At 73.7% G+C, this 23,427-nt stretch carries 21 protein-coding genes; 12 read left to right on the top strand and 9 right to left on the bottom strand.

Annotation, left to right across the window (positions count from 1 at the left end):
* Positions 1–62 precede the first annotated feature (62 nt).
* Positions 63–2,858: a cation-translocating P-type ATPase gene (locus tag ACP7CD_RS02460; protein ID WP_426118718.1), complete on the top strand. Its 2,796-nt coding sequence runs from the start codon at positions 63–65 to the stop codon at positions 2,856–2,858.
* A 30-nt stretch (positions 2,859–2,888) separates the two neighbouring features.
* Here ACP7CD_RS02460 and ACP7CD_RS02455 read toward each other — a convergent pair whose 3' ends face one another.
* Positions 2,889–4,472 (bottom strand): cation:proton antiporter, encoded by a 1,584-nt coding sequence (locus ACP7CD_RS02455; protein ID WP_426118716.1) that lies wholly within the window; start codon positions 4,470–4,472, stop codon positions 2,889–2,891.
* Between the two features lie 124 nt (positions 4,473–4,596).
* On the opposite strand from ACP7CD_RS02455, the gene ACP7CD_RS02450 reads away from it, so the two are divergent.
* The 6 genes from ACP7CD_RS02450 to ACP7CD_RS02425 all read left to right on the top strand — a co-directional run bounded on the left by ACP7CD_RS02450 (position 4,597) and on the right by ACP7CD_RS02425 (position 11,865).
* Positions 4,597–5,988: an MFS transporter gene (locus ACP7CD_RS02450; RefSeq protein ID WP_115162862.1), complete on the top strand. Its 1,392-nt coding sequence runs from the start codon at positions 4,597–4,599 to the stop codon at positions 5,986–5,988.
* Positions 5,985–7,091: a winged helix DNA-binding domain-containing protein gene (locus ACP7CD_RS02445; RefSeq protein WP_115162861.1), complete on the top strand. Its 1,107-nt coding sequence runs from the start codon at positions 5,985–5,987 to the stop codon at positions 7,089–7,091. The genes ACP7CD_RS02450 and ACP7CD_RS02445 overlap by 4 nt, the downstream gene beginning before the upstream one ends.
* Positions 7,092–7,166: 75 nt before the next feature.
* Complete coding sequence (locus tag ACP7CD_RS02440) at positions 7,167–7,865, top strand: maleylpyruvate isomerase family mycothiol-dependent enzyme (protein ID WP_095651615.1); 699 nt, start codon at positions 7,167–7,169, stop codon at positions 7,863–7,865.
* Positions 7,862–8,284, top strand: coding sequence for a glutaredoxin domain-containing protein (locus tag ACP7CD_RS02435; RefSeq protein ID WP_251355351.1), 423 nt, complete (start codon positions 7,862–7,864; stop codon positions 8,282–8,284). Before ACP7CD_RS02440 ends, ACP7CD_RS02435 begins: the two co-directional genes overlap by 4 nt.
* A gap of 274 nt (positions 8,285–8,558) precedes the next feature.
* The gene (typA, locus tag ACP7CD_RS02430) at positions 8,559–10,472 is read left to right on the top strand and encodes a translational GTPase TypA (RefSeq protein WP_017833398.1); all 1,914 of its coding nucleotides are present in this window, start codon (positions 8,559–8,561) and stop codon (positions 10,470–10,472) included.
* A gap of 37 nt (positions 10,473–10,509) precedes the next feature.
* Entirely contained in the window at positions 10,510–11,865 is a 1,356-nt protein-coding gene (locus ACP7CD_RS02425; protein WP_232035273.1) for a PIG-L family deacetylase, read from the top strand.
* Positions 11,866–11,900: 35 nt separating this feature from the next.
* Here the strand turns inward: ACP7CD_RS02425 and ACP7CD_RS02420 are convergent, their stop codons facing one another.
* Positions 11,901–12,191 carry a hypothetical protein gene (locus tag ACP7CD_RS02420; RefSeq protein ID WP_241482874.1) on the bottom strand — a complete coding sequence of 97 codons (291 nt, stop codon included), beginning with the start codon at positions 12,189–12,191 and terminating at the stop codon, positions 11,901–11,903.
* Between the two features lie 71 nt (positions 12,192–12,262).
* On the opposite strand from ACP7CD_RS02420, the gene fdxA reads away from it, so the two are divergent.
* The 4 genes from fdxA (at position 12,263) to ACP7CD_RS02400 (ending at position 15,666) form a co-directional block, all read left to right on the top strand.
* Positions 12,263–12,595 carry a ferredoxin gene (gene fdxA, locus ACP7CD_RS02415; protein WP_017833401.1) on the top strand — a complete coding sequence of 111 codons (333 nt, stop codon included), beginning with the start codon at positions 12,263–12,265 and terminating at the stop codon, positions 12,593–12,595.
* Complete coding sequence (gene dapC, locus ACP7CD_RS02410; RefSeq protein WP_426118712.1) at positions 12,592–13,737, top strand: succinyldiaminopimelate transaminase; 1,146 nt, start codon at positions 12,592–12,594, stop codon at positions 13,735–13,737. The genes fdxA and dapC overlap by 4 nt, the downstream gene beginning before the upstream one ends.
* Before the next feature lie 164 nt (positions 13,738–13,901).
* Positions 13,902–15,200 (top strand): citrate synthase, encoded by a 1,299-nt coding sequence (locus ACP7CD_RS02405; RefSeq protein WP_017833403.1) that lies wholly within the window; start codon positions 13,902–13,904, stop codon positions 15,198–15,200.
* Positions 15,201–15,300: 100 nt separating this feature from the next.
* Entirely contained in the window at positions 15,301–15,666 is a 366-nt protein-coding gene (locus ACP7CD_RS02400) for an A1S_2505 family phage non-structural protein (RefSeq protein ID WP_426118710.1), read from the top strand.
* 21 nt (positions 15,667–15,687) lie between these two features.
* On the opposite strand, the gene galE is transcribed toward ACP7CD_RS02400, so the two are convergent.
* The 3 genes from galE to dapD form a co-directional block, all read right to left on the bottom strand.
* Positions 15,688–16,710: a UDP-glucose 4-epimerase GalE gene (gene galE, locus ACP7CD_RS02395; protein WP_426118708.1), complete on the bottom strand. Its 1,023-nt coding sequence runs from the start codon at positions 16,708–16,710 to the stop codon at positions 15,688–15,690.
* A 35-nt stretch (positions 16,711–16,745) separates the two neighbouring features.
* Positions 16,746–17,669: a hypothetical protein gene (locus ACP7CD_RS02390; RefSeq protein ID WP_426118706.1), complete on the bottom strand. Its 924-nt coding sequence runs from the start codon at positions 17,667–17,669 to the stop codon at positions 16,746–16,748.
* A 133-nt stretch (positions 17,670–17,802) separates the two neighbouring features.
* Positions 17,803–18,768 (bottom strand): 2,3,4,5-tetrahydropyridine-2,6-dicarboxylate N-succinyltransferase, encoded by a 966-nt coding sequence (gene dapD, locus ACP7CD_RS02385; RefSeq protein ID WP_031282996.1) that lies wholly within the window; start codon positions 18,766–18,768, stop codon positions 17,803–17,805.
* A 51-nt stretch (positions 18,769–18,819) separates the two neighbouring features.
* Here dapD and dapE point away from each other — a divergent pair, with 51 nt between their 5' ends.
* A complete protein-coding gene (gene dapE, locus ACP7CD_RS02380) occupies positions 18,820–19,929 on the top strand; it encodes a succinyl-diaminopimelate desuccinylase (RefSeq protein WP_017833408.1) in 1,110 nt (369 codons plus the stop codon).
* Between the two features lie 6 nt (positions 19,930–19,935).
* On the opposite strand, the gene ACP7CD_RS02375 is transcribed toward dapE, so the two are convergent.
* From ACP7CD_RS02375 to ACP7CD_RS02360, 4 genes are all read right to left on the bottom strand, one after another.
* On the bottom strand, positions 19,936–20,808 hold the full coding sequence (locus ACP7CD_RS02375) for an amino acid ABC transporter permease (RefSeq protein ID WP_017833409.1): 873 nt from the start codon (positions 20,806–20,808) through the stop codon (positions 19,936–19,938).
* Positions 20,808–21,494 carry an amino acid ABC transporter permease gene (locus ACP7CD_RS02370; RefSeq protein WP_017833410.1) on the bottom strand — a complete coding sequence of 229 codons (687 nt, stop codon included), beginning with the start codon at positions 21,492–21,494 and terminating at the stop codon, positions 20,808–20,810. The genes ACP7CD_RS02375 and ACP7CD_RS02370 overlap by 1 nt, the downstream gene beginning before the upstream one ends.
* 134 nt (positions 21,495–21,628) lie before the next feature.
* On the bottom strand, positions 21,629–22,483 hold the full coding sequence (locus ACP7CD_RS02365) for a glutamate ABC transporter substrate-binding protein (protein WP_017833411.1): 855 nt from the start codon (positions 22,481–22,483) through the stop codon (positions 21,629–21,631).
* 53 nt (positions 22,484–22,536) lie between these two features.
* A complete protein-coding gene (locus ACP7CD_RS02360; protein WP_031282997.1) occupies positions 22,537–23,265 on the bottom strand; it encodes an amino acid ABC transporter ATP-binding protein in 729 nt (242 codons plus the stop codon).
* Positions 23,266–23,427 lie beyond the last annotated feature (162 nt).

The raw sequence follows: 23,427 nt of genomic DNA, 5'->3' as shown, positions 1-23,427 counted from the left end.
CGGGGAGCCCGCCGGCGGCGTCACGGGGCCCGCGGCGCCGCCGGCGGGACGAGAATGGAGGCGTGGCCACCGAGCGCGTGCACCAGGACCCGTCCCTCCGCGCGGCGGGCGAGCTCCTCGCCGAGCTGGACGTGGAGCCCGCCCTCGGGCTGAGCGCGGAGCAGGCCGGGGCCCGGCTGGCCCGGTACGGGCCCAACGAGCTGCGCACCGCCCCGCGGGTGCCGCGGTGGCGCAAGGTCCTCGCCCAGTTCCAGGACCCGCTGATCTACCTGCTCCTGACCGCGATCGCCGTGTCCGTGGTCGCCTGGGTCGCGGAGGGCGCCCGCGGGGTGCCGGTGGACGCGGTGGTCATCGCCGTGATCGTGGTGGCCAACGCGGTGCTGGGCCGCGTCCAGGAGGGGCGGGCCGAGGACGCGGTCGCGGCGCTGGCCGTGCTGACGGCGGCGAACTCGACCGTGGTGCGGGACGGGCGCCTGACCACGCTCCCCTCGGCCCAGCTGGTGCCCGGCGACGTCCTGGCCCTCGCCGAGGGGGACGCGGTGGGGGCGGACGCCCGCCTGCTCTCCGCCGCGTCCCTGCGCGTGCAGGAGGCGTCCCTGACCGGGGAGTCGGAGGCGGAGCTCAAGGACCCGGCCGTGCTGCCCGCCCCGGTCCCGCTCGGGGACCGGCGGAACATGGTCTACAAGGGCACGGCCGTGGTCTCGGGGGTGGGCCGCGCGGTGGTCGTGGCCACGGGCATGGACACCCAGGTGGGCGCCATCGCCGAGATGCTGGAGCGCACGGAGGCCGAGCCCTCGCCGCTGCAGCGCGAGATCACGGCCGTCTCCCGGTCGCTGGGCCTCATCGTGGTCGGCGTCGCCGTGGTGGTCATGGCCACGGTCGTCCTGGTGAACGGGGTGCGCGGCGTGCAGGACCTCGTGACCGTCCTGCTGCTGGGCGTCTCCCTCGCGGTCGCGGCCGTCCCGGAGGGCCTGCCCGCGATCCTGTCCCTGGTCCTGGCCATCGGGGTGCGGGCGATGGCCCGCCGGCAGGCCGTGGTCAAGGACCTGCACTCCGTGGAGACGCTCGGCGCGGCCTCGGTGATCTGCTCCGACAAGACCGGCACGCTCACCCGCAACGAGATGACCCTCAAGGTGCTCATGACCCCGTCCGGCACGGTGGAGCTCTCCGGCACGGGGTACTCCCCGGAGGGCGAGGCCAGGGTCGTGACCGGGGGCGCGCCCGCCGCGCAGGTCCTGCAGGAGGCGCGGGGCGTGCTGGTGGGCGGGGCGCGCGCCAACAACGCCCAGCTCAACGAGGCCGCCGGCGTGTGGACCGTGCAGGGCGACCCCACCGAGGCGGCGTTCCTCACCGCCGTGCACAAGCTCTACGGCGCCGCCGACCGGGCGGACGACTTCTCCCGGGCCCAGGAGATGCCGTTCACCTCCGAGCGCCGGATTATGTCCACCCTCGAGATCGAGACGGACTCCGGGCACCGCTACCTGTTCACCAAGGGCGCCCCGGACGTCCTCATGGACCGCTGCACCGGGGTGCGCGTCGGGGACGCCGTCGAGCCCTTCGACGCCGCGCGACGCCGGGACGCCGCCGCGGCCGTCGAGGAGCTGTCCGGGCAGGCGTTCCGCACCCTGGCGGTCGCCGGCCGGCGGGTCCGGGAGCGCGAGGCCGCGGAGCTCGGCGAGGCGGCGGAGCGGGACCTCGTCTGGCTCGGCGTGGTGGGCGTCCTCGACCCGCCGCGGGAGGAGGCCGCGGCGGCCGTGGCGCAGGCCCGGGCCGCCGGGGTGCGCACGATCATGATCACCGGCGACCACCCGGTGACGGCCGCCCGGATCGCCGCGGACCTGGGGATCGTGCCGCCGGGAGCGCCCGCGCTCACCGGGGCGCAGCTGGACGAGCTCACCGGGGACGGCTTCCTCGACGCCGTGCGGGACGTCTCGGTCTTCGCCCGGGTGGCCCCGGGCCACAAGCTGCGGATCGTCGACGCCCTGCAGGCCCAGGGCCACGTCGTCGCCATGACCGGGGACGGCGTCAACGACGCGCCGGCCCTCAAGGCCGCCGACATCGGCGTGGCCATGGGCATCACGGGCACGGAGGTCACCAAGGAGGCCGGGCGGATGATCCTCGGCGACGACGACTTCGCCACCATCGTGGTGGCGATCCGGCAGGGCCGGGTCATCTTCGAGAACATCACGAAGTTCCTGCGCTACCTGCTGTCCTCGAACCTGGGGGAGGTGGCCACCGTGTTCTTCGGCGTGCTCCTCGCCGGCGCCCTGGGGCTGACGGACGCGGCCGGCGGCGCGATCGCCGTGCCGCTGCTGGCCACCCAGATCCTGTGGATCAACCTCGTCACCGACTCCGGTCCGGCCCTGGCCATGGGCGTGGACCCCGAGATCGACGACGTCATGGCCCGCCCGCCGCGCCGGCCCGACGAACGGATCCTCGACGCGCCGATGTGGGGGCGGATCGCGCTGCTCGGCCTGGTGATGGGCGCCTCGACCCTGCTCACCATCGACATCTTCCTCCCCGGCGGGCTGGTGCCCGGCCAGGACTCCCTCGACGTGGCCCGCACCGCCGGGTTCACCACGCTCGTGCTCGCCCAGCTGTTCAACGCCCTGAACTCCCGCTCCGAGCTCGCGAGCGCCTTCCACCGGCTGTTCGTCAACCCCTGGCTGTGGGGTGCCCTGGCCCTCGCCGTCGCCCTGCAGGTGCTCGTGGTGCACGTCCCGGTCCTCCAGGTCGCCTTCGGCACCGCACCGCTGGACCTCGTCCACTGGGCGGTCGCGGTGGGCATGGCGTCCCTCGTCCTGTGGGTCGAGGAGCTGCACAAGCTCGTCCGCCGGGCCCTGGCGCGACGGCGCTGACGGGGCCGGTGCCCGCCGGCACCGGCGCGGTCAGTCGGGCCGGCGGCCGAGGGCCTCGACGGTCTCGGCGGCCAGGGCGATGCCGGCGCCGCTGTAGAGGTTGAAGACCGTCCGGACCCCGTGCCCGCGCAGCTCCTGCACCTCGTCGTCGTACTGCGCCACGGCGGCCACGACCCCGTCGAAGCCCGTGGCGCTCAGCTGCTGGAGGGCCACGAGGTTGGAGCCGTGGAAGGGCATCGCCAGCACGGCGACCTGCACGTGGCCGGTCGCGATCACCCGCTCCCAGAACTCCTGGTCGGTCGCGTCGGCCTCCTGGACGTCGATCCCCTGCGCCCGCAGCCGCTCCACGCGGTCCGTGGCGTTCTCGATGCCCACCACGGAGAAGCCGTGCTCCTCGGAGAGCTCCCGGTAGGCCGCCTGCCCCACCCGGCCCATGCCGAGCACGAGCACCGTGGCGTGGCTGATGTCGATGGGACGGTCCTCCGGGTGCAGCCGGTCGTCCGGGTGCTCCGGGAGCCGCCGGGCGAGGGTGCTGGTCAGGGAGGAGCCGCGCCGGTTGACCAGGGCCGAGATCACGAAGCTCAGGGCGACGGCCACGGAGAGCATCACCAGCCAGTCGCCGTCGAACATCCCGGCCGAGACGCCGATGGCCCCCACGATGAGGGCGAACTCCGAGTGGTTGCCCAGCGCGAGGCCCGTCCGCAGCGACGTGCGGCGGCGCAGCCCGAACATCCACAGCAGCAGCACGAACAGCATCGCCTGGACCGGCAGGAGGCCCAGGAGCAGCACGCTCATGGCGAGCATCTCGAGGGTCGGCATCCCGTGGAAGCCGATCGAGACGAAGAACGCGACCAGCAGGAGGTCCTTGAGCGTGAACAGGGTGCGGGACAGCTCGCCCGCGTTGGTGTGCGAGGCCAGGAGCATGCCGACGAGCAGCGCCCCGAGGTCCCCCTTCAGGCCCACGGCCGAGAAGGCGATGTAGCCGGGCACCAGGGCCATGGCGACGCCGAACAGGGCCTGCAGCTCCCCGTGGCCGATGCCGTCCCAGATCCGCCGGAACACCCACGCCGCCGGCAGCAGCAGCACCAGGGCCAGGGCCCACGGGCTCGGCGGGTGCTCGCTGGTGACGGTGATGAACGCGACGGCGGCGACGTCCTGGATGATGAGGATGCCGATCGCCACGCGCCCGTAGAGCGACGTCGTCTCGCTGCGCTCCTCGAGGACCTTGAACACCAGGACCGTGCTCGAGAAGGACAGGGCGAACCCGGCCAGCAGCAGCGCGTGGAGGTTCTCGCCCGGCAGCTGCAGCCCCACCAGCATCAGCAGGCCCAGGAGCCCCGCCCCGAGCGCCGTGCTCAGGACCAGGTGGATCCCGGCCGTCCCCCAGACCTCCCGGCGCAGCAGCGACCGGGCGTCGAGCTTGAGACCGATGCCGAACAGCATGAGGGTCACGCCGACGTCGGCCAGCTGGTCGAGGGCGGGGAGCCGCTCCACCCCCAGGCCGTTGAGCACGAAGCCGGCCGCGAGGAACCCGATCAGGGGCGGCAGCCGCGCGAGGACGGCCAGGGCACCGGCCCCGAAGGCGACGACGAGATAGATGGCAACCGTGGACACAGTCAGCTCCCTCGCCGGCCGGTGGTGTGGTCCCTCCAGTCTAGGGCGGGCGCCCCCGGGGACCGGCGCGGCCCCGAGCGCCTACAGTGGTCGCAGCACAGCGCAGCGAGGGAAGGACCGGAGCATGCACGAGAGCCAGCGGCCCGGCGCCGCCGCGTCCGCCCCGACGCGCTCCCAGCGCCTGGACCGGCTGCCGTTCACCACCGAGCACCGGAAGCTGCTCGTCGGCTCCGGCGTCGGCTGGGCCCTGGACGCCATGGACGTGGGCCTGATCTCGTTCGTGATGGCCGCGCTCGCCCAGGAGTGGGGCCTGGGCTCCGGGGAGCTGTCCCTGCTCGCCTCGATCGGCTTCGTGGGGATGGCCGTGGGCGCCAGCCTCGGCGGGCTCCTGGCCGACCGGCTCGGCCGGCGCCAGGTCTTCGCCCTGACCCTGCTGGTCTACGGCACGGCCACCGGCGCGTCCGCGCTCGTCGGGTCCCTCACCGCGCTCGTGGTCCTGCGGTTCGTGGTGGGCCTCGGCCTCGGCGCCGAGCTGCCCGTGGCCTCCACCCTCGTCTCCGAGTACGCGCCCCGGCGGATCCGCGGCCGCGTGGTGGTGGTCCTCGAGTCCTTCTGGGCCGTCGGCTGGATCCTCGCCGCCCTCGTGGGCTACTTCGTGGTGCCGTCCTCCCCGGACGGCTGGCGATGGGCGCTCGTCGTCGGACTCGTGCCGGCCCTCTACGCCGTGGTGGTGCGCCGGGCCCTGCCGGAGTCCGTGCGCTTCCTCGAGCACCGGGGCCGGACGGACGAGGCCGAGGCCGCGGTGCGCCGGTTCGAGCGGGCGCGGCCGCTGGGCCGCTCCCGGGCCGAGACCCCCGAGCAGCCCCGGGCGGCGGAGGCGGCCGGTCAGCGCCCGGCGGAGGACGCGAGCGGGATCTGGGCCCCGTCCCTGCGGCGGCGCACGGCGGCGCTGTGGACCGTCTGGTTCTGCATCAACTTCGCCTACTACGGGGCGTTCACCTGGTTGCCCACCCTGCTGCTCCAGCAGGGCCTCACGCTGACGACCTCCTTCGGCTACGTCCTGGTCATCACGCTCGCCCAGCTGCCCGGCTACGCCGCGGCCGCCTGGCTCATCGAGGTCTGGGGCCGCCGGATCACGCTGGCCGTGTTCCTCGGGGGCTCCGCGGTGAGCGCCCTGCTCTTCGGCATCGTCTCGATGGGCGACATCGTGCTCCCGTGGCAGGTGATCGGCTCCGGCATGGCGCTGTCCTTCTTCAACCTGGGCGCGTGGGGGGCCCTGTACGCGATCGGCCCCGAGCTCTACCCCACCGCGCTGCGCGGGACGGGGACCGGGGCGGCGGCGGCGTTCGGCCGCGTCGCCTCGATCCTCGCCCCGCTGGCCGTGCCGGCGCTGCTCGCGCTCGGCGGGGAGCGCTACGACGTCGTCACCGTCTTCGCCGTCTTCGGCGCCGCCTTCCTCGTGGCCGCCCTCTCCGCGTTCGCCCTGCCCGAGCAGCGGGGACGGGCCCTGCAGTGAGCTCCCCGGCCGTCCTGACGGACCGCGAGATCGGCCTCGCCCGGCTCGCGGCCCACGGGCTCGTGCGCCCGGAGGACGTGGCGCCCGAGGACGTGGTGCGCGCCCTTGGCGCCGTCCAGGCCCAGGACCTGCCCGGCGCCCTGGTGTCGGTCGCCCTGCGGCGGGCCGGCGGGTCCGACGGCCTGCGGCAGGCCTTCGACGACGGCCGGATCGTGCGCACCTGGCCCATGCGCGGGACCCTGCACCTGGTGCCCGCCGAGGACCTGCGCGCGTGGCTGGCGGTCCTGGGTCCCCGCACCGTCGCCTCGACGGCCGCCCGGCGCCGGGCCCTGGGCATCGACGAGCGGCTCGACGCGGCCAGGGAGACCGCCCTCGCCGCGCTGCGCCGCGGCCCGCAGCCCCGTGAACGCCTGCACGCCGCGTGGGAGGAGGCCGGGCTGCTGGGCGAGCCGGGCCGGGCCTACCACCTGATGCTCGCCCTGCACCTGGACGCGACCCTGTGCCTGGGCCCGCTGACCGCGGACGGCCGGGACCAGCTCGTGGTGCCCGTCGCGGACTGGGTCCCCGCCGCGGGGGAGGAGGCGGCCGTGCCCGGGGGCACCGCCGGCGGCACCCCGCCCGTCGTCGCCCGCTGGGTGCGCCGGTACCTGCGCGGCCACGGCCCGGCCTCCGTCGCGGACGCCGCCCGGTGGGCGGCCCTGCCGCGCTCCGCGGTGCGCGCCGCGCTGACCCGGGCCGACGGTGTCGTGGCGGTGCACGACCGCGCCGGCCGCGAGCTGTGGTGCGCCCCCGAGGTGCTCGAGGGCCCCGCACCCGGCGGGCGCCGCGCCGCCGGGGTCTTCCTGCTGCCGCCCTTCGACGAGTACGTCCTGGGCTACGGGGACCGCTCCCACGTGCTGGCCCCGGCCCACGCGGCCCGGATCGTCCCCGGCGGCAACGGGGTCTTCAAGCCCACCCTCGTGGCGGGCGGGCGGATCGTGGGGACCTGGGGGCGCGTGCGCCGCGCCGGGGGAGCCGAGCTCGTGCTCGACCCGTTCGAGGAGCTCTCGGCGACCCGCCGCAAGGCCGCCGAGCGGGCCTTCGCGCGGCTGCCGGCGCTCTGAGCCGAGACGAAGCCGGTATGGGTCCAGGGGCCCGGGAGGTGGTCCGGCTCACCAGGCGCTCGATAGGGTGAGGCCATGATCAACCCCGCCCGCCTGCACTCGGACCTCTCCCGCCTCGGCCGCGAGACCGAGATGTTCCTGGCCACCACCGCGTCCCTGTCCGACGACGAGCTGGCCGCCCCCTCGCTGTGCGAGGGTTGGCGCCGCGCCGACGTCGTCGCCCACCTCGCCTCCAACGGGCGCGCCCTCGTCAAGCTCGTCGACTGGGCCGTGACCGGGCAGGAGCAGGCCCCCTACGCCTCGATGGAGGCCCGGAACCAGGACATCGCCGACCTGGCCGCCCTGCCCCGCCAGGAGCTGGTCGAGAAGGCGCGCGAGTCGGCCGCCTACTTCGCCGAGCAGGCCCAGCGGCTGACCGGGGAGCTCGCGGTCGAGGAGGTGCACCTGCACGGCAAGGTGATCCCCGCGACCTCGATCGTGGCGCTGCGCATCGCCGAGGTCGTCGTCCACCACCACGACCTCGACACCGCCTGGACCATCGAGGAGGCCGATCCCGACTCGCTGCTCAACGCCCTCGAGGCCGCCGTGCGCACCATGCGCGCCAAGGGCGCCCCCGGCATGACGCTGGTGACGGAGGAGCGCGACGAGTGGGTGATCGGCGACGGCGCCCTGCGCGTCGAGTCCGACCGGGAGGGCCTGCTCGAGTGGCTGGCCCGCGGCGACGGCGAGAACGTCGAGGCCGACGGCCCGCTGCCGGTGCTGCCCTCCTGGTGACCGGACGCCCCGTGCGCAGCTGGTGGCTCGCGGCGCTCGTCGTGCTCGCGACCGCCGCCGCCGCCGCCGTCCGGCTCGGGCGCGGCGAGCTCGGCGAGGCGACGATCGCCGTGCTCGCCGGCGCCGTGGCCGTCGCGCTGTGCTCCCCGCTGGTCTTCCCGCGCCGGGGCGCCGCCCCGGACGCGGTGACCGTCTACTACCGCCCCGGCTGCGGTTACTGCCTGCGCCTGCGTGCGTCCCTGGGCTCCCGCGCCAGGCGCGCCCGCTGGGTGGACATCTGGGCGGACCCGGACGCCGCCGCCTACGTGCGCTCGGTCAACGGGGGCGACGCGACGGTGCCGACCGTCGTCGTCGACGGCGTCCCGCACACGAACCCTTCCCCCGCCACGGTCCGGGCGGCGCTGGAGCACCGGGCCTGACCGGACCCCCGGCGCGCTCCACGTCCCCGGACGGATCGACGCCCGCCCCGGGACGGGGACGAGGCGCCGCGCCGGACGGGCGGACGGGGGGAGTCGGCGGGGTCACAGCCGTCCGGGGTGCCGCCGGGGCGGCGCCGCGGGGTAGAATGGTCTACGGCCCGCTGAGCGGGCGCTCCCGCCCGGGTCCCTCCGGGTGCGCGGCGGCGCCCCGGCCGCACCCATCGGGAGGGCTGCACCTCCCCCCGCATCTCCACCCGAAGAGAGACCCACGCGTATGCCTGTCACCTCCACCACCGCCCAGCGCGCCGACCTCCGCAACGTGGCCATCGTGGCCCACGTCGACCACGGCAAGACCACCATCGTGGACGCGATGCTCCAGCAGACGCACGCGTTCTCCGCCCACGGTGAGGTCGAGGAGCGCGTGATGGACTCCGGTGACCTGGAGCGCGAGAAGGGGATCACGATCCTCGCCAAGAACACCACGGTGTTCTACGACGGTCCCTCCGCCGAGGGGGAGACCATCACCATCAACGTCATCGACACCCCCGGCCACGCCGACTTCGGCGGCGAGGTCGAGCGCGGCCTGTCCATGGTCGACGGCGTCGTGCTGCTCGTGGACGCCTCCGAGGGCCCGCTGCCGCAGACCCGCTTCGTGCTGCGCAAGGCCCTCGAGGCCAAGCTGCCCGTGATCCTCGTGGTCAACAAGGTCGACCGCCCGGACGCCCGGATCGAGGAGGTCGTGCACGAGTCCATGGACCTGCTGCTGGGCCTGGCCTCGGACATCTCCGAGGACGAGCCGGACCTGGACCTGGACGCCGTCCTGGACGTGCCCGTGGTCTATGCCGCGGGCCGTGACGGCCGGGCCTCCCTGACGCAGCCCGAGAACGGCGGCCTGCCGGACAACGAGGACCTCGAGCCGCTGTTCGCGACCATCATCAAGCACGTCCCCGCGCCCTCCTACGACCCCGAGGGCGTGCTCCAGGCGCACGTGACCAACCTGGACGCCTCCCCGTTCCTGGGCCGTCTCGCCCTGCTGCGCATCTTCAACGGCACCCTCAAGAAGGGCCAGACCGTGGCCTGGGCGCGCGCCAACGGCGAGCTCAAGAACGTGCGGATCTCCGAGCTGCTGGCGACCAAGGGCCTGGACCGCGTCCCGGCCGACTCCGCCGGCCCCGGCGAGATCGTGGCCGTGGCCGGGATCGAGGACATCACCATCGGCGAGACCCTCACCGACCCGGAGAACCCGCAGCCGCTGCCCCTGATCACGGTGGACGACCCCGCGATCTCCATGACCATCGGCATCAACACCTCCCCGCTGGCCGGCCGCACCAAGGGCACCAAGGTCACGGCCCGCCAGGTCAAGGACCGCCTCGACAAGGAGCTCGTCGGCAACGTCTCGCTCAAGGTGCTCCCCACCCAGCGTCCCGACGCCTGGGAGGTCCAGGGCCGCGGCGAGCTGGCCCTGGCGATCCTGGTGGAGCAGATGCGCCGCGAGGGCTTCGAGCTGACCGCGGGCAAGCCCCAGGTCGTGACCAAGACCGTCGACGGCAAGGTGCACGAGCCCTACGAGCACATGACGATCGACGTCCCCGACGAGTTCCTCGGCGCCGTGACCCAGCTGATGGCCGGGCGCAAGGGCCGCATGGAGGCCATGGCCAACCACGGCACCGGCTGGGTGCGGATGGAGTTCAAGGTCCCCGCCCGCGGGCTGATCGGCTTCCGCACCCGGTTCCTCACCGAGACCCGCGGCGCCGGCATCGCGTCCTCCTACGCCGACGGCTACGAGCCGTGGGCCGGGGACATCGAGTACCGCACCAACGGCTCGATGATCGCCGACCGCGCCGGCGTGGTCACCCCGTTCGCCATGATCAACCTGCAGGAGCGCGGGTCCTTCTTCGTGGAGCCCACCTCCGAGGTCTACCAGGGCATGATCGTGGGCGAGAACTCCCGTGCCGACGACATGGACGTGAACATCACGAAGGAGAAGAAGCTCACCAACATGCGTGCGGCCTCCTCCGACACCTTCGAGAACCTCACGCCCCCGCGCAAGCTGACCCTCGAGGAGTCCCTCGAGTTCGCCCGCGAGGACGAGTGCGTGGAGGTCACCCCGGACGCCATCCGCATCCGCAAGGTGATCCTCGACGCCAACGAGCGGATGAAGGCGCACCGGGCCCGGGCCCGCGCCTGACCCCGGACCGCAGCAGCACCGCGCAGCAGGCCCGGCCGTGACCCAGCCCGTCCCGTACTACCCCGAGCAGGGCGTCCTCGTGCGCGAGGACGCCCTGCCGGGGCTGCTGCCCCCGGGCCTGCGCCCGGAGGACGCCCGGCTCCTGTTCGTGCACGCCCACCCCGACGACGAGTCCATCGCCACCGGCGCCACCATGGGCCGCTACGCGGAGCTCGGCGCGCGGGTCGTGCTGCTCACCATGACCCGCGGCGAGCGCGGCGAGGTCATCCCCGAGCCGCTGCACGCCCTCGAGGTCGGCCGGCCGGGGTGCACCGACGACGGCACGGCCCTGGGCCGCCACCGGGTCGGCGAGCTCGACGCCGCCGCGGCCCGCCTGGGCGTGGCCGAGCGCTTCTTCGCGGGGGAGCCCCCCGCCCTGGACCCCGCCGTGGGCTTCGCCGGCGGCACGGGCCACTACCACGACTCCGGCATGTCCTGGGGCCCGGACGGGCGGGCCGCCCCCGCCGAGGACTCCTCGCCGCACAGCCTCACCGCGGCCGCGGCCGACGAGGCCGCCGCCCACGTCGCCGCGGCGGTCCGGGCCGTGCGCCCGCACGTGCTCGTCACCTACGACGACGACGGCGGCTACGGCCACCCCGACCACGTCCGCACCTCCGCCGTCGCGGTGCGCGGCGCCGAGCTGGCCGCCCGTCCGGGCGCGGACGCCGACGGGGAGCCCGTCGACCCCTGGCACACCCCCCTCGTGTGGGCCGTCGAGGGCGAGGCGCGGTCCGAGGACCCGCGGCCGCAGGCCGCGGTGCACGGCTCCGCCGGGCGCAAGCGGGCCGCCATGGCCGCCCACGCCACCCAGCTGGTGCTCTCCGGGGACGGCTCGCGCTTCGCCCTCTCGAACGGGGTGTGGCAGCCCTTCAGCGCCCTCGAGACCTACCGGCTGCTCGCCGGGGACCCGGACGCGGTCGCCGCGGAGGAGGAGACGCCCGGTCGCGCCCGGGCATCCGTGCTCTCGGCCCTCGTGACGTCCGTCGCGGCCGGGGCCGTGGCGGCGTCCGTGGCCACGGTGCTGCACAGCGCCGTCTGGTACGCGCCCGCCGGGTGGTGGCTCCCGTGGGGGCTGCTCTTCGCGACCGCCCTGCTGCTCAGCGTGTCCCTGTGGGTCGGCACCGCGACCCGCCGCGTGTGGGCCGCCGCCGTGCCGGGGCTGACCGGCTACCTCGTCTCCTGGCTCTTCGCCTACGGCGGGGACGGTTCCGTGATCGTCGTGACGGACCCCGGCACGCCCGTGGGGATCCTGGGGCTGGCCTGGTTCGGGCTGGTCTTCGCGACGACCCTGCTGTCCGTGCTCGTCACGGCCCGGTGGCTGCGCGCCCGGCGGCGCAGGACCGGCGCGGGCTGAGCCCCCCCGGCGCCCGCCTGGGCGGAGCCCGGTGCTCAGGCCCCCCGGGGCCGGCGCCGCGGCGGCGCGGGCGGGACCACCCGGACGGCCCGGATCCCGCCGGCGCCGATCAGCACGTCCCCCCGGCGGGTCCGCACCGTGACGGACTCCTCGTCGGCGGCCAGCAGCTCGCCCAGCGCGTCGGTGAGCGGCAGCCCGGAGGCGTCGTCGGCCGGCAGGGCGTAGCGCACGCTCACGCGCGTACCAGCCGGCAGGCCGGTGAGCAGGCCCAGCGCCGAAGATGACGTCCCGGACGGCGATGTTGAGCCGGATGTCGGATGCTCCATGGCTGTCATCCTAGCCAGGGCACCGTGGCTAGACTGGTCGAAGCAATCCCAGGAGAAAGGTTCAAACCGCCGTGACCTACGTCATCGCCCAGCCCTGTGTCGACGTGAAGGACAAGGCCTGCGTCGAGGAGTGCCCCGTCGACTGCATCTACGAGGGGGAGCGCTCGCTCTACATCCACCCCGACGAGTGCGTGGACTGCGGTGCGTGCGAACCGGTGTGCCCCGTCGAGGCCATCTACTACGAGGACGACACCCCCGAGGAGTGGGCCGACTACTACAAGGCGAACGTCGAGTTCTTCGACGACCTCGGCTCGCCCGGTGGCGCCGCGAAGCTCGGCAACACGCACACGGACCACCCCATGATCGCGGCGCTGCCCCCGCAGAACCAGGACGTCGCCCTGTGACGCAGGGGGACCGTTCCTTCGGCCTCGCCCTGCCCGACTACCCGTGGGACACGATGGCCCCGTACCGGGCTGTCGCCGCGGAGCACCCCGGCGGGGTCGTGGACCTGTCCATCGGCACGCCCGTGGACCCCACGCCCCTGGTCGTCCAGGACGCGCTGGCCGCCGCCGCCGACGCCCACGGCTACCCGACCACCCACGGCACCCCCGCCCTGCGCGAGGCCGTCGTCGCCTGGTACGCGCGGCGCCGCGGCGTGACCGGCCTGGACCCCGCCGCGGTCATGCCCACGGTCGGCTCCAAGGAGCTGGTCGCCTGGCTGCCGCTGCTGCTCGGCCTGCGCCCCGGCGACGTCGTCGTGCGGCCCACGGTCGCCTACCCGACCTACGACATCGGGGCCCAGCTGGCGGGCGCCGAGGCCGTGGCCGCGGAGGACCTCGACGAGCTCGACGACGACGTGCGCTCCCGCGTGCGCATGGTGTGGCTGAACTCGCCCGCCAACCCCACCGGCATCGTCCGGGACGCGGCGTCGCTGCGGCGGGTGGTCGACCAGGCCCGCGCCCTCGGGGCCGTGGTCGCCTCCGACGAGTGCTACGCCGAGCTCGGCTGGGGCGCCTGGGACGTCCAGCAGGGCGGCGCCCCGGTCCCGTCGGTGCTCGACCCCCGGGTCAGCGGCGGGGACCACTCCCTGCTGCTGTCCGCGTACTCCCTGTCGAAGCAGTCCAACGCCGCCGGCTACCGGGCCGCGTTCCTCGCCGGCGACCCCCGGCTCATGGCGAGCCTCGTCAACTCCCGCAAGCACGCCGGGATGATCGTGCCCGCCCCGATCCAGGAGGCCATGCGGGCCGCCCTGGGCGACGACGCCCACGTCACCGCCCAGAAGGCGCTCTACCGGTCCCGCCGCGAGCGGCTCGTCCCCGCGGCCGAGGCCTTCGGGCTGCGGGTCGAGCACTCCGAGGCCGGGCTCTACCTGTGGTGCACGGCGGGGGAGGACACCTGGACCACGGTGCAGCGCTTCGCGGAGCGGGGCGTCGTGGTGGGCCCGGGGGTGTTCTACGGCACGGCCGGCGAGGGGTACGTGCGTCTCGCCCTGACCGCCACCGACGAGCGCATCGACGCCGCCGTGGAGCGGCTCGGCCGCGCCTGACACGGTCCCCGGCGCCGCCGGGATTGGTCGCGGCGCGGACGGAGCAGGTAGGTTGGACCCTGACGATCGCTGTGTCCCGGGACACGGCCGTGCTGCGCCGACGGTGGCGCCCGGCGCGGCGACCACGGGCACCGGACACCGACATCCACTCGCGGAGGACGAACATGACTGAGTCTGCACAGAAGACCGGGACGGCCCGGCTCGACTACGGGAACGGAAGCCCCCTCGAGCTGCCCCTCCAGGACGCCACCGAGGGCAACCGCGGCTACGCGATCACGAACATGCTCAAGGAGACCGGCAACGTCGCCTTCGACCCCGGGTTCATGAACACGGCGAACGCGCGCTCCGCCATCACCTACATCGACGGCAACAACGGCATCCTCCGGTACCGGGGCTACCCGATCGAGGAGCTCGCCCAGCACTCCAGCTTCATCGAGACCGCCTACCTGCTCATCTACGGCGAGCTGCCCTCGCCGTCCGAGCTCGAGGACTTCGACACCCGGATCCGCCGGCACACCATGGTCCACGAGGACCTCAAGAGCTTCTTCAACGGGTTCCCGCGCAACGCCCACCCGATGCCCGTGCTGTCCTCGGCCGTCTCGGCGCTGTCCACGTTCTACGGGGACTCCCTCGACCCGTTCGACCAGGAGCAGGTGGAGATCTCCACCATCCGGCTGCTCGCGAAGGTGCCCACCCTGGCCGCCTACGCCTACAAGAAGTCCAAGGGCGAGCCGATGCTCTACCCGCAGAACGACCTCAGCTACACGGAGAACTTCCTGCGCATGTGCTTCGGCGTGCCCGCCGAGGACTACGAGATCGACCCGGCCATGGCGAAGGCCCTGGACGTGCTGCTGATGCTGCACGCGGACCACGAGCAGAACTGCTCCACCTCCACCGTCCGGCTCGTGGGCTCCTCCCACGCCAACATGTTCGCCTCGGTCTCCGCGGGCATCAACGCCCTCTACGGCCCGCTGCACGGCGGCGCGAACGAGGCCGTGCTCGCGATGCTCAACCGGATCGAGACGCAGGGCGTGACGCCCGAGGACTTCATGGAGCAGGTCAAGAACAAGGAGTCCGGCGCCCGGCTCATGGGCTTCGGCCACCGGGTCTACAAGAACTACGACCCCCGGGCCCGCATCGTCAAGGACTACGCCCACGAGATCCTCGAGAAGCTGGGCGGCAACGACCAGCAGCTCGAGATCGCCATGCGGCTCGAGGAGAAGGCCCTCGCCGACGACTACTTCGTGGAGCGCAAGCTCTACCCGAACGTCGACTTCTACACGGGCCTCATCTACAAGGCGATGGGCTTCCCCGAGAAGATGTTCACCGTCCTCTTCGCGATCGGCCGGCTGCCCGGCTGGATCGCCCAGTGGCGGGAGATGATCGAGGACCCGGAGACCAAGATCGGCCGCCCGCGCCAGCTCTACGTGGGCGAGGGCGAGCGGCACTACCCGCAGCGCTGAGCAGTCCCGGCACCGGCGGACGCCGGGCCCGTCCCCCTCGCGGGGCGCGGGCCCGGCGTCCGCCGTTCCGCGCCGGCCCCCGCCCCGGTAGCGTGGTCGCATGAGCGAGCAGCGGCACACCCCGGACCGGATCACCGAGCTCGGCCCGGACGACGTCTTCGTCTTCGGCTCCAACGCCCGGGGCGCCCACCTCGCGGGCGCGGCGCGCACGGCCGTCGAGCGCTTCGGCGCCGTCCCGGGCCGGGGGCACGGCCTGCAGGGGCGCTCGTACGCGATCAACAGCATGAGCGGGCTCCCGGAGCTCGAGCGGGAGGCGGCGGCGTTCGTGGCCTTCGCCCGGGAGCACCCCGAGCTGACGTTCTGGCTCACCCGGGTGGGCACGGGCATCGCCGGCCACGACGAGCGGCGGGTGGCCGCCCTGTTCGCCGACGCCCCGCCCAACGTGGTCCGGCCCCGGGGCTGGTGAGCCCCGGGGCCGGACCGGCGCTCAGGCGCCCGCGGCGTAGCCCTCGGGGTTGCTCCGCTGCCAGTTCCAGTGGTCCCGGCACATCGTGTCGAGGTCCCGGTCGGCGGACCAGCCCAGCTCGGCCAGGGCCGTCGACGGATCGGCGTAGGACACCGCGGCGTCGCCGGGCCGCCGGTCCGCGATCTCGTAGGGGATGCTGCGCCCGGAGGCCCGCTCGAAGGCGGCGTGCACCTCGAGCACCGAGTAGCCCTTGCCCGTGCCCAAATTCCAGGTGCGCACCCCGCCGTGCTCGGTGATGTGGTCCAGGGCCCTGAGGTGCCCGTCGGCGAGGTCCACCACGTGGATGTAGTCGCGCACGCCCGTCCCGTCGGCGGTCGGGTAGTCGGCGCCGTACACCTTCAGCTTCTCGCGCCGGCCCACGGCCACCTGGGCGATGAACGGCAGCAGGTTGTTCGGCACGCCCGAGGGGTCCTCGCCGATCCGGCCGGACTCGTGGGCGCCCACCGGGTTGAAGTAGCGCAGCAGGGCCACGTTCCAGGACGGGTCCGACGCGGCGAGGTCCACGAGCATGTCCTCGATGTGCTCCTTGGTCCGCCCGTACGGGTTCTGCGCGTCCATGGGCTGCTTCTCGGTCAGCGGCATCTCCTCGGGGGCGCCGTAGACCGTGGCCGAGGAGGAGAACACGATGGACCGGCAGCCGTGGGCCCCCATGGCGTCCAGCAGGTTGAGGGTGCCGGCCACGTTGGTGCGGTAGTACCACAGGGGCAGCTCGGCCGACTCGCCGACGGCCTTGAGCCCGGCGAAGTGGATCACGGCCTCCGGGCGGTGCTCCGCGAACAGGGCGTCGAGTCCCGCGGGGTCGAGGAGGTCGACCTCCGCGAACGCCTCGACGGCGCGTCCCGCGAGCTCCTCGACCCGCTCCAGCGAGGTCCGCGAGGAGTTCGCGAGGTTGTCCATCACGACGACGTCGTGCCCGGCCCCCAGCAGGGCGAGGACGGTGTGCGAGCCGATGTAGCCGGTTCCCCCGGTGACGAGAATCTTCATGGCCCCAGCGTATCGGCCGGGCCGCGGCGGTCCCGTCAGCGGCTCGCGAGGACCACCACGACGTCGTCGGGCGGGGGAGCGCCCTCCGGGTGCGCCTCGGCGGCGTCCACCCACCCCGGGGCGGGCGCGAAGCGGGCGGTGCGCTGGTCCGCCCGGACCCAGCTGCGCCCGTCGAAGGACACCTCGGCGACGCCCAGCGCGTCCGCCTGCGCGACCGCCCAGTGCGCCGCGGCCCAGCCCGCCGGCTCCCCGGGCGCCGGCACGACCACCCGGTCGCCGTCCGTGCGCGGGGCGGGCACCGCCGTGCGGAACGCGTCGCGGAGGGCGTCGGCCGCCCGGCGCGGGTCCCCGGGGTGCTCGGGGTCGTGGAGCACGCAGTTGAGCGAGCCCTCCGTGGCGCCGGTCAGGCTGCCGGCGAAGGCCCGGGCGAGGCCCTCGTGCCGCGCGTACGCCTCGGGGTGCCCGGAGCGCTGGACCGCCTGCGCGGCGTCGGTGACGGACATCGTCCGGTAGTCGAGCTCGGCGAGGCCGTCGTAGAAGGCGGCCGTGGCGTGGGCCGGGTCCATGATCTGCTCGACCGTGCCCCAGCCCTGGGAGGGGCGCTGCTGGAACAGCCCCACGGAGTCCCGGTCCCCGTAGTCGATGTTGACCAGCTGCGACTCCTGCATCGCGGTCGCCAGGGCCACGACCGCCGCGTACGGGTCGGTGCCGCGCGCCACGGACTCCGCGGTGATCAGGGCGGCGTTGGCGGACTGCTCCGCGGACAGGGCGTGCCGCTGCCGCTGCCCGTCCCCGTCCGTGCTCGCGACCACGCACCGGGGCTCCCCGGCAGAGGGCCGCCCCGCGCGCAGCTCCACGGCCACGAGGACCCCCGCCGCGAGCACGGCGCCGACGAGCAGGAGCACGAACAGCGGCAGCCGCAGCGACCTTCTGCGGCGGCCGGGGACGGGGGAGGACACGGGCGCTCCTGGGCGGACGGGAGGACGGGCGGGGGGCGACGGGCGGGCAGGGACGGGTGGACGGGCGACGCCGCGCAGGGCGGGGCGGGCCCGTCCTGCGCGGCGTCGGGCGGCGGGGCGGGGCCCGACGCGCTCAGTTGGCGTGCAGCGCCGCGTTGAGCTCCACGGTCCCGCCGGCGCGGGGCAGCACCTCGACGGCGCCGGTGAGGGAGTTGCGGCGGAACAGCAGGTTGGACAGGCCCGAGAGCTCCGAGGCCTTGGCCGTGGACCGCTCGCCGTCGGAGTGCACGCTCACCCGGGTGCCGGCGGTGACGTAGAGGCCGGCCTCGACCACGCAGTCGTCGCCGAGGGAGATGCCGACACCGGAGTTGGCGCCGAGCAGCACGCGCTCGCCCACGGTGATCCGCTCCTTGCCGCCGCCGGAGAGGGTGCCCATGATGGAGGCGCCGCCGCCCACGTCCGTGGCGTCGCCCACGACCACGCCGGCGCTGATCCTGCCCTCGACCATGGACTGGCCCAGGGTGCCGGCGTTGAAGTTGACGAAGCCCTCGTGCATCACCGTGGTGCCCTCGGCGAGGTGGGCGCCGAGCCGGATCCGGCTGGCGTCGCCGATCCGCACGCCCGCGGGGACCACGTAGTCCACCATTCGCGGGAACTTGTCCACGCTGTGCACGGTCACGTGCCCGCCGGAGGCCTTCATCCGGAGCAGCGCGAAGGTCAGCTCCTCGGCGAGCACGGGCCCGCGGTCCGTCCAGGCGACGTTGGCGAGCAGGCCGAACACGCCGTCGAGGTTCAGGGTGTTGGGGCGCACGAGGCGGTGGGAGAGCAGGTGCAGGCGCAGGTAGGCGTCCGCGGCGTCGGCGGGCGCGGCGTCGAGGTCGATCGAGGTCTCGACGATCTCGCTGCGGACGTTGCGGTCGGGGTCGGCGGTGGCCGCGAGCCGCAGGTCCGCGTCGAGGGAGGTGTCGACCGCGTCGGAGAGGGACGGGGCGGGGTACCAGACGTCGAGGACGGTGCCCTCCTTGGGGCCCGAGGCCACGACGGTGGCCAGGCCGAGTCCGGAGGCGGGACGAGAGGTGGAAGAAGTCATGGCCTCCATCCTACGGGGGAAGCCGGGACGGGGCCGACGGGCGGCTGCGGCCTCCCCGTTATGCTGGCAGCCATGATCGCACCGGAGCTGGACCTCGCCGCGGACCCCGCCGACCTGACGGCCGCCCTCATCGACATCGCGTCCGTCTCGGGCTCGGAGGGTCCCCTGGCCGACGCCGTCGAGGCCGCGCTGCGCCGGCTCCCGCACCTCACCGTGCACCGGGACGGGGACGCCGTGGTGGCGCGCACCGACCTCGGCCGCGCCGAGCGGGTGGTGCTCGCCGGCCACCTCGACACCGTGCCCCTGCCGACCGCGCCCGGCGCCCGGGGGACCGTGCCCGCCACGTGGACGGGGGCCGACGGCGACCGGGTGCTCTACGGCCGGGGTGCCACCGACATGAAGGGCGGCGTGGCCGTCCAGCTCGTCCTGGCCGCGGCCCTGACGGCGCCGAACCGGGACATCACCTACGTCTTCTACGACCACGAGGAGGTCGACGCCGACGCGAGCGGGCTGGGCCGGCTCCAGCGCCACGCCCCCGAGCTGCTCGAGGCGGACTTCGCGGTGCTGCTCGAGCCCACCGACGGGACCGTGGAGGGCGGGTGCAACGGCACGATGCGCTTCCGCATCACCACCACCGGCCGTGCCGCCCACTCGGGGCGGTCCTGGATCGGGGAGAACGCGATCCACAAGCAGGCCGACGTCCTCGCCCGTCTGGCGGCCTACGAGCCGCGGACCGTGGCGGTGGAGGGGCTCGAGTACCGCGAGGGGCTCAACGCGATCCGGATCGGCGGCGGCGTGGCCGGCAACGTGGTCCCGGACACCGCCCACGTGGAGATCAACTACCGCTTCGCCCCGGACAAGAGCCCCGAGGACGCCGTGGCGCACGTGCGGGAGGTGTTCGCCGGCTACGAGATCGAGCTCACGGACCTCTCCCCGGCGGCGCGCCCCGGCCTGGACCGTCCCGCGGCCGCCGCGTTCGTGGCCGCGGTGGGCCAGGAGCCCAAGCCCAAGTACGGCTGGACGGACGTGGCCCGCTTCTCGCAGATGGGCGTGCCCGCCGTGAACTTCGGCCCCGGCGACGCCCTGCTGGCCCACACGGACGACGAGCACGTGAGTGCCGACGCGGTCCGGGAGTGCTGCCGGGCCCTGGCCGCGTGGCTCACGGCCTGAGCGGCGTCAGACGGTCGTCTCCTCGGCGGCCATGGGCCCCTCGGCCGGCTTGGTCCGGCCCGCGGTGCGGAAGCTGAGGAACCGCGACAGCCACGCGGCCAGCAGGGTCAGCAGGTAGTTGATGAGCACGAAGACCAGCGCCACCACGAACAGCGTCTGCAGGATGTTGCCGTCCCCGGAGCCCAGGCGCCGAGCGCTCGCGAGCAGCTCCGGGTAGGTGATGATGTAGCCCAGCGCGGTGTCCTTGAGGATCACCACGAACTGGCTGACCATCGAGGGCAGCATCGCGGTGAGGGCCTGGGGGAGCTCGATCATCCGCAGGGACCGGGAGGGCGTGAGCCCGATGACCAGGCCCGCCTCGCGCTGGCCCTTGGGCAGCTGGTGCACGCCGGAGCGGATGAGCTCGGCGATGACCGACCCGTTGTAGAACATCAGGCCCAGCACCACGGCCCAGAACGGCACGTTGGCGGGCTCGACCAGGCCGGCGCGGCCGATGCCCAGGTAGAAGAAGATCATCATCACCAGCACGGGCACGGCCCGGAAGAACTCGACCACCACGGTGCAGACGAAGCGCACCGGGGCCAGCTGGGAGAGCCGGCCGAGACCGAAGACCAGGCCGAAGGCGATCGAGAGGGCCACCGCCAGCAGCGCGGCCCGCAGGGTCTCCCACAGCCCCGGGAGCAGGAAGTTCTCCCAGGCCCGGGCGGTGAGCAGCGGGGTCCACCGGTCGGCGTCCAGCTGGCCCTGCTCGGCGAGCGCGCCGAGCACGACCCAGGCGAGCGCGGCGATCAGCAGGACTCCCGCCACGTTGAAGAGCAGCGTGAGCCGGCGGGCACGCGGCCCCTGCACGTCGAAGAGGACGTTCTGGGTCTTGGCCATCAGCGCTTCACCGCCAGCTTCCGGGAGGCCCAGGTGGTCAGCAGGCCCACCGGGACGACGATCAGGACGAAGCCGAGCGCCACCACCAGGAAGATCGCGATGATCACGTCCGGGCGGAACTCGATCATGGTCTTCATGAGGGAGGAGATCTCGGTGACCGACGCGGCCGCGGCCACCGTCGTGTTCTTCGTCAGGGCGATCAGGGTGTTGCCGAGCGGGGTGATCGCCCCGCGCAGCGCCTGCGGGAAGACGATCAGCCGGGCCGCGGGCAGGAAGCTCAGCCCGATGGCCCGGGCCGCCTCGGCCTGCCCGGCCGGCACCGTGTTGACGCCGGAGCGGATGGCCTCGCAGACGAAGGCCGCGTGGTAGAGGCTCAGGCCGATCACGGCGTAGAGGAAGAAGTTCCGGTTGAAGTCCGAGGAGAGGTTGATGCCGAGCTGGCTCCACACGCCCAGGACCAGGAACACGAGGATGATCGTCAGCGGCGTGTTGCGGAACAGGTTCACGTACGTGGTGCCGAGCAGCCGCAGGGACGCGATGGGGGAGATGCGCATCAGGGCGATCAGGGCGCCGAGGACCGCCGAGCCGATCGCGGCCCAGAAGGTCAGCTGCAGGTTGACCCAGAACGCGCCCGGCACGTCGTACTGGGCGAACAGACTGGCGAAGTCGGTCAGATAGTCGTTCACGGGAGCTCCCGGGGATCGGGCAGGTCCTGGGTCACGGAAGGCCCCTTCGTCGCGGATCGGTCGGCGTGCTGCGCGGTCGCGGTCCCGTGGCCGGCCGGTCGCCGGCCGGCCACGGGGTGCTCACGCGTCCGGGGTCACTCGCCGCAGGGCTCGGGCTCCGGCGGGTTGAGCTCGGCGTTGTAGGTGTAGTCGGCGCCCTCGGTGTTGGCCGTGACGGCCTCCTCCCAGGCGCCCTCGTCGATCATCTTGGTGATGGCCTCGTTGACGGCCTCGCACTGGTCGGAGCCGTCGGGCAGGCCCACGCCGTAGCGCTCCTCGGAGAAGGTGTTGCCGACCACCTTGAACTTGCCCTGGTTGGCGTCGGTCGAGGCGAGGCCGGCGAGGATGATGTCGTCGGTGGTCACGGCGTCCACCTGGCCGGACTCGAGCGCCGTGAGGCAGTCGGCGTAGCCGGGCTGCTCGACGAGGTTGGCGCCGGGCTGGTCGTCCTTGACCTTCTGCGCGGAGGTCGATCCGGTCACCGAGCACAGGTTCTTGCCCTCGAGGTCGTCGGGGCCGGCGATCGAGGAGTCGTCGGTGCGCACCAGCAGGTCCTGGCCGGCCACGAAGTAGGGGCCGGCGAAGTCCACGGTCTGGTCGCGCTCCTCGGTGATCGAGTAGGTCGCGAAGATCATGTCCACCTGGTCGTTGGAGAGCATGTTCTCGCGGTTGGCGGAGGGGGACTCGACCCACTCGATCTGGTCCTCGGAGTAGCCGAGCTCGGTGGCGACGTACTTCGCGACGTCGACGTCGAAGCCGGTGTACTCGCTGCCGTCGCGGTAGCCGAGGCCGGGCTGGTCGAACTTGATGCCGATCCGCACGGACTCGCCCGAGCCGCCGCCCTCGCCGCCTGCACCGGACCCGCCGTCGTCGCCACCTCCGCACGCGGTGAGGGTCAGGGCCGCGGCCGCGGCCATCGCGGCCAGTCCGAGGGGCTTGCTGCTGCGCATGGTGTGCTCCTTGCTGTGGAGGTGGTGGCGTGGGTCGGAGGGTCGGGGGACGGTCAGTGGCCGAGGATCTTGCCGAGGAAGTCCTGGGCGCGCTCGGAGCGGGGGTTCGTGAAGAACTCCTCGGGGGTGTTCTCCTCGACGATCATGCCGTCGGCCATGAACACCACGCGGTCGGCGGCCTTGCGGGCGAAGCCCATCTCGTGGGTGACCACGATCATCGTCATGCCCTGCTTCGCGAGGGCGACCATGGTGTCGAGGACCTCGTTGATCATCTCGGGGTCCAGCGCGGAGGTGGGCTCGTCGAAGAGCATCACCTTCGGCTCCATGGCCAGGGCGCGGGCGATGGCGACGCGCTGCTGCTGGCCGCCGGAGAGCTGCGCGGGCAGCTTCTCGGCCTGGTTGTCGACCCCCACCCGGGTCAGCAGCTCCATGGCCTGCTTCTTCGCCTCGGCCGCCGACCTGCCCCGCACCTTGACGGGCCCCAGGGTCACGTTCTGCAGGACCGACTTGTGGGCGAAGAGGTTGAAGGACTGGAAGACCATGCCGACGTCGGCGCGCAGCTTCGCGAGGGCCTTGCCCTCCTCGGGCAGCCGCTTCCCGTCGATCAGGATCTCGCCGTCGTCGATGCTCTCGAGCCGGTTGATGGCCCGGCACAGGGTGGACTTGCCGGAGCCGGAGGGGCCGATCACGACCACCACCTCGCCGCGCTTCACCTCCAGGTTGATGTCCCGGAGCACGTGCAGGTCCCCGAAGTGCTTGTTGACGTGCGTCATGCGGACCAGGGCCTCGGCCGTCCCCGCGGTGGAGGAGGCCGGAGCGGCGGCCGGCGGAGTGGCGTGTGACATACCGGAAAGATATCCCAGATTCGTTCCGTGTGATGCCGAACACGTTGCAATCGTGTTAATTGCTTACCCGTCCGTAGAAATGTTGCGGCGCCCCGTCCC

The organism is Kocuria sp. LHG3120, from assembly GCF_049897445.1.
Taxonomy (GTDB): domain Bacteria; phylum Actinomycetota; class Actinomycetes; order Actinomycetales; family Micrococcaceae; genus Kocuria; species Kocuria rosea.
This window is presented reverse-complemented; position numbering and strand designations above follow the sequence as displayed.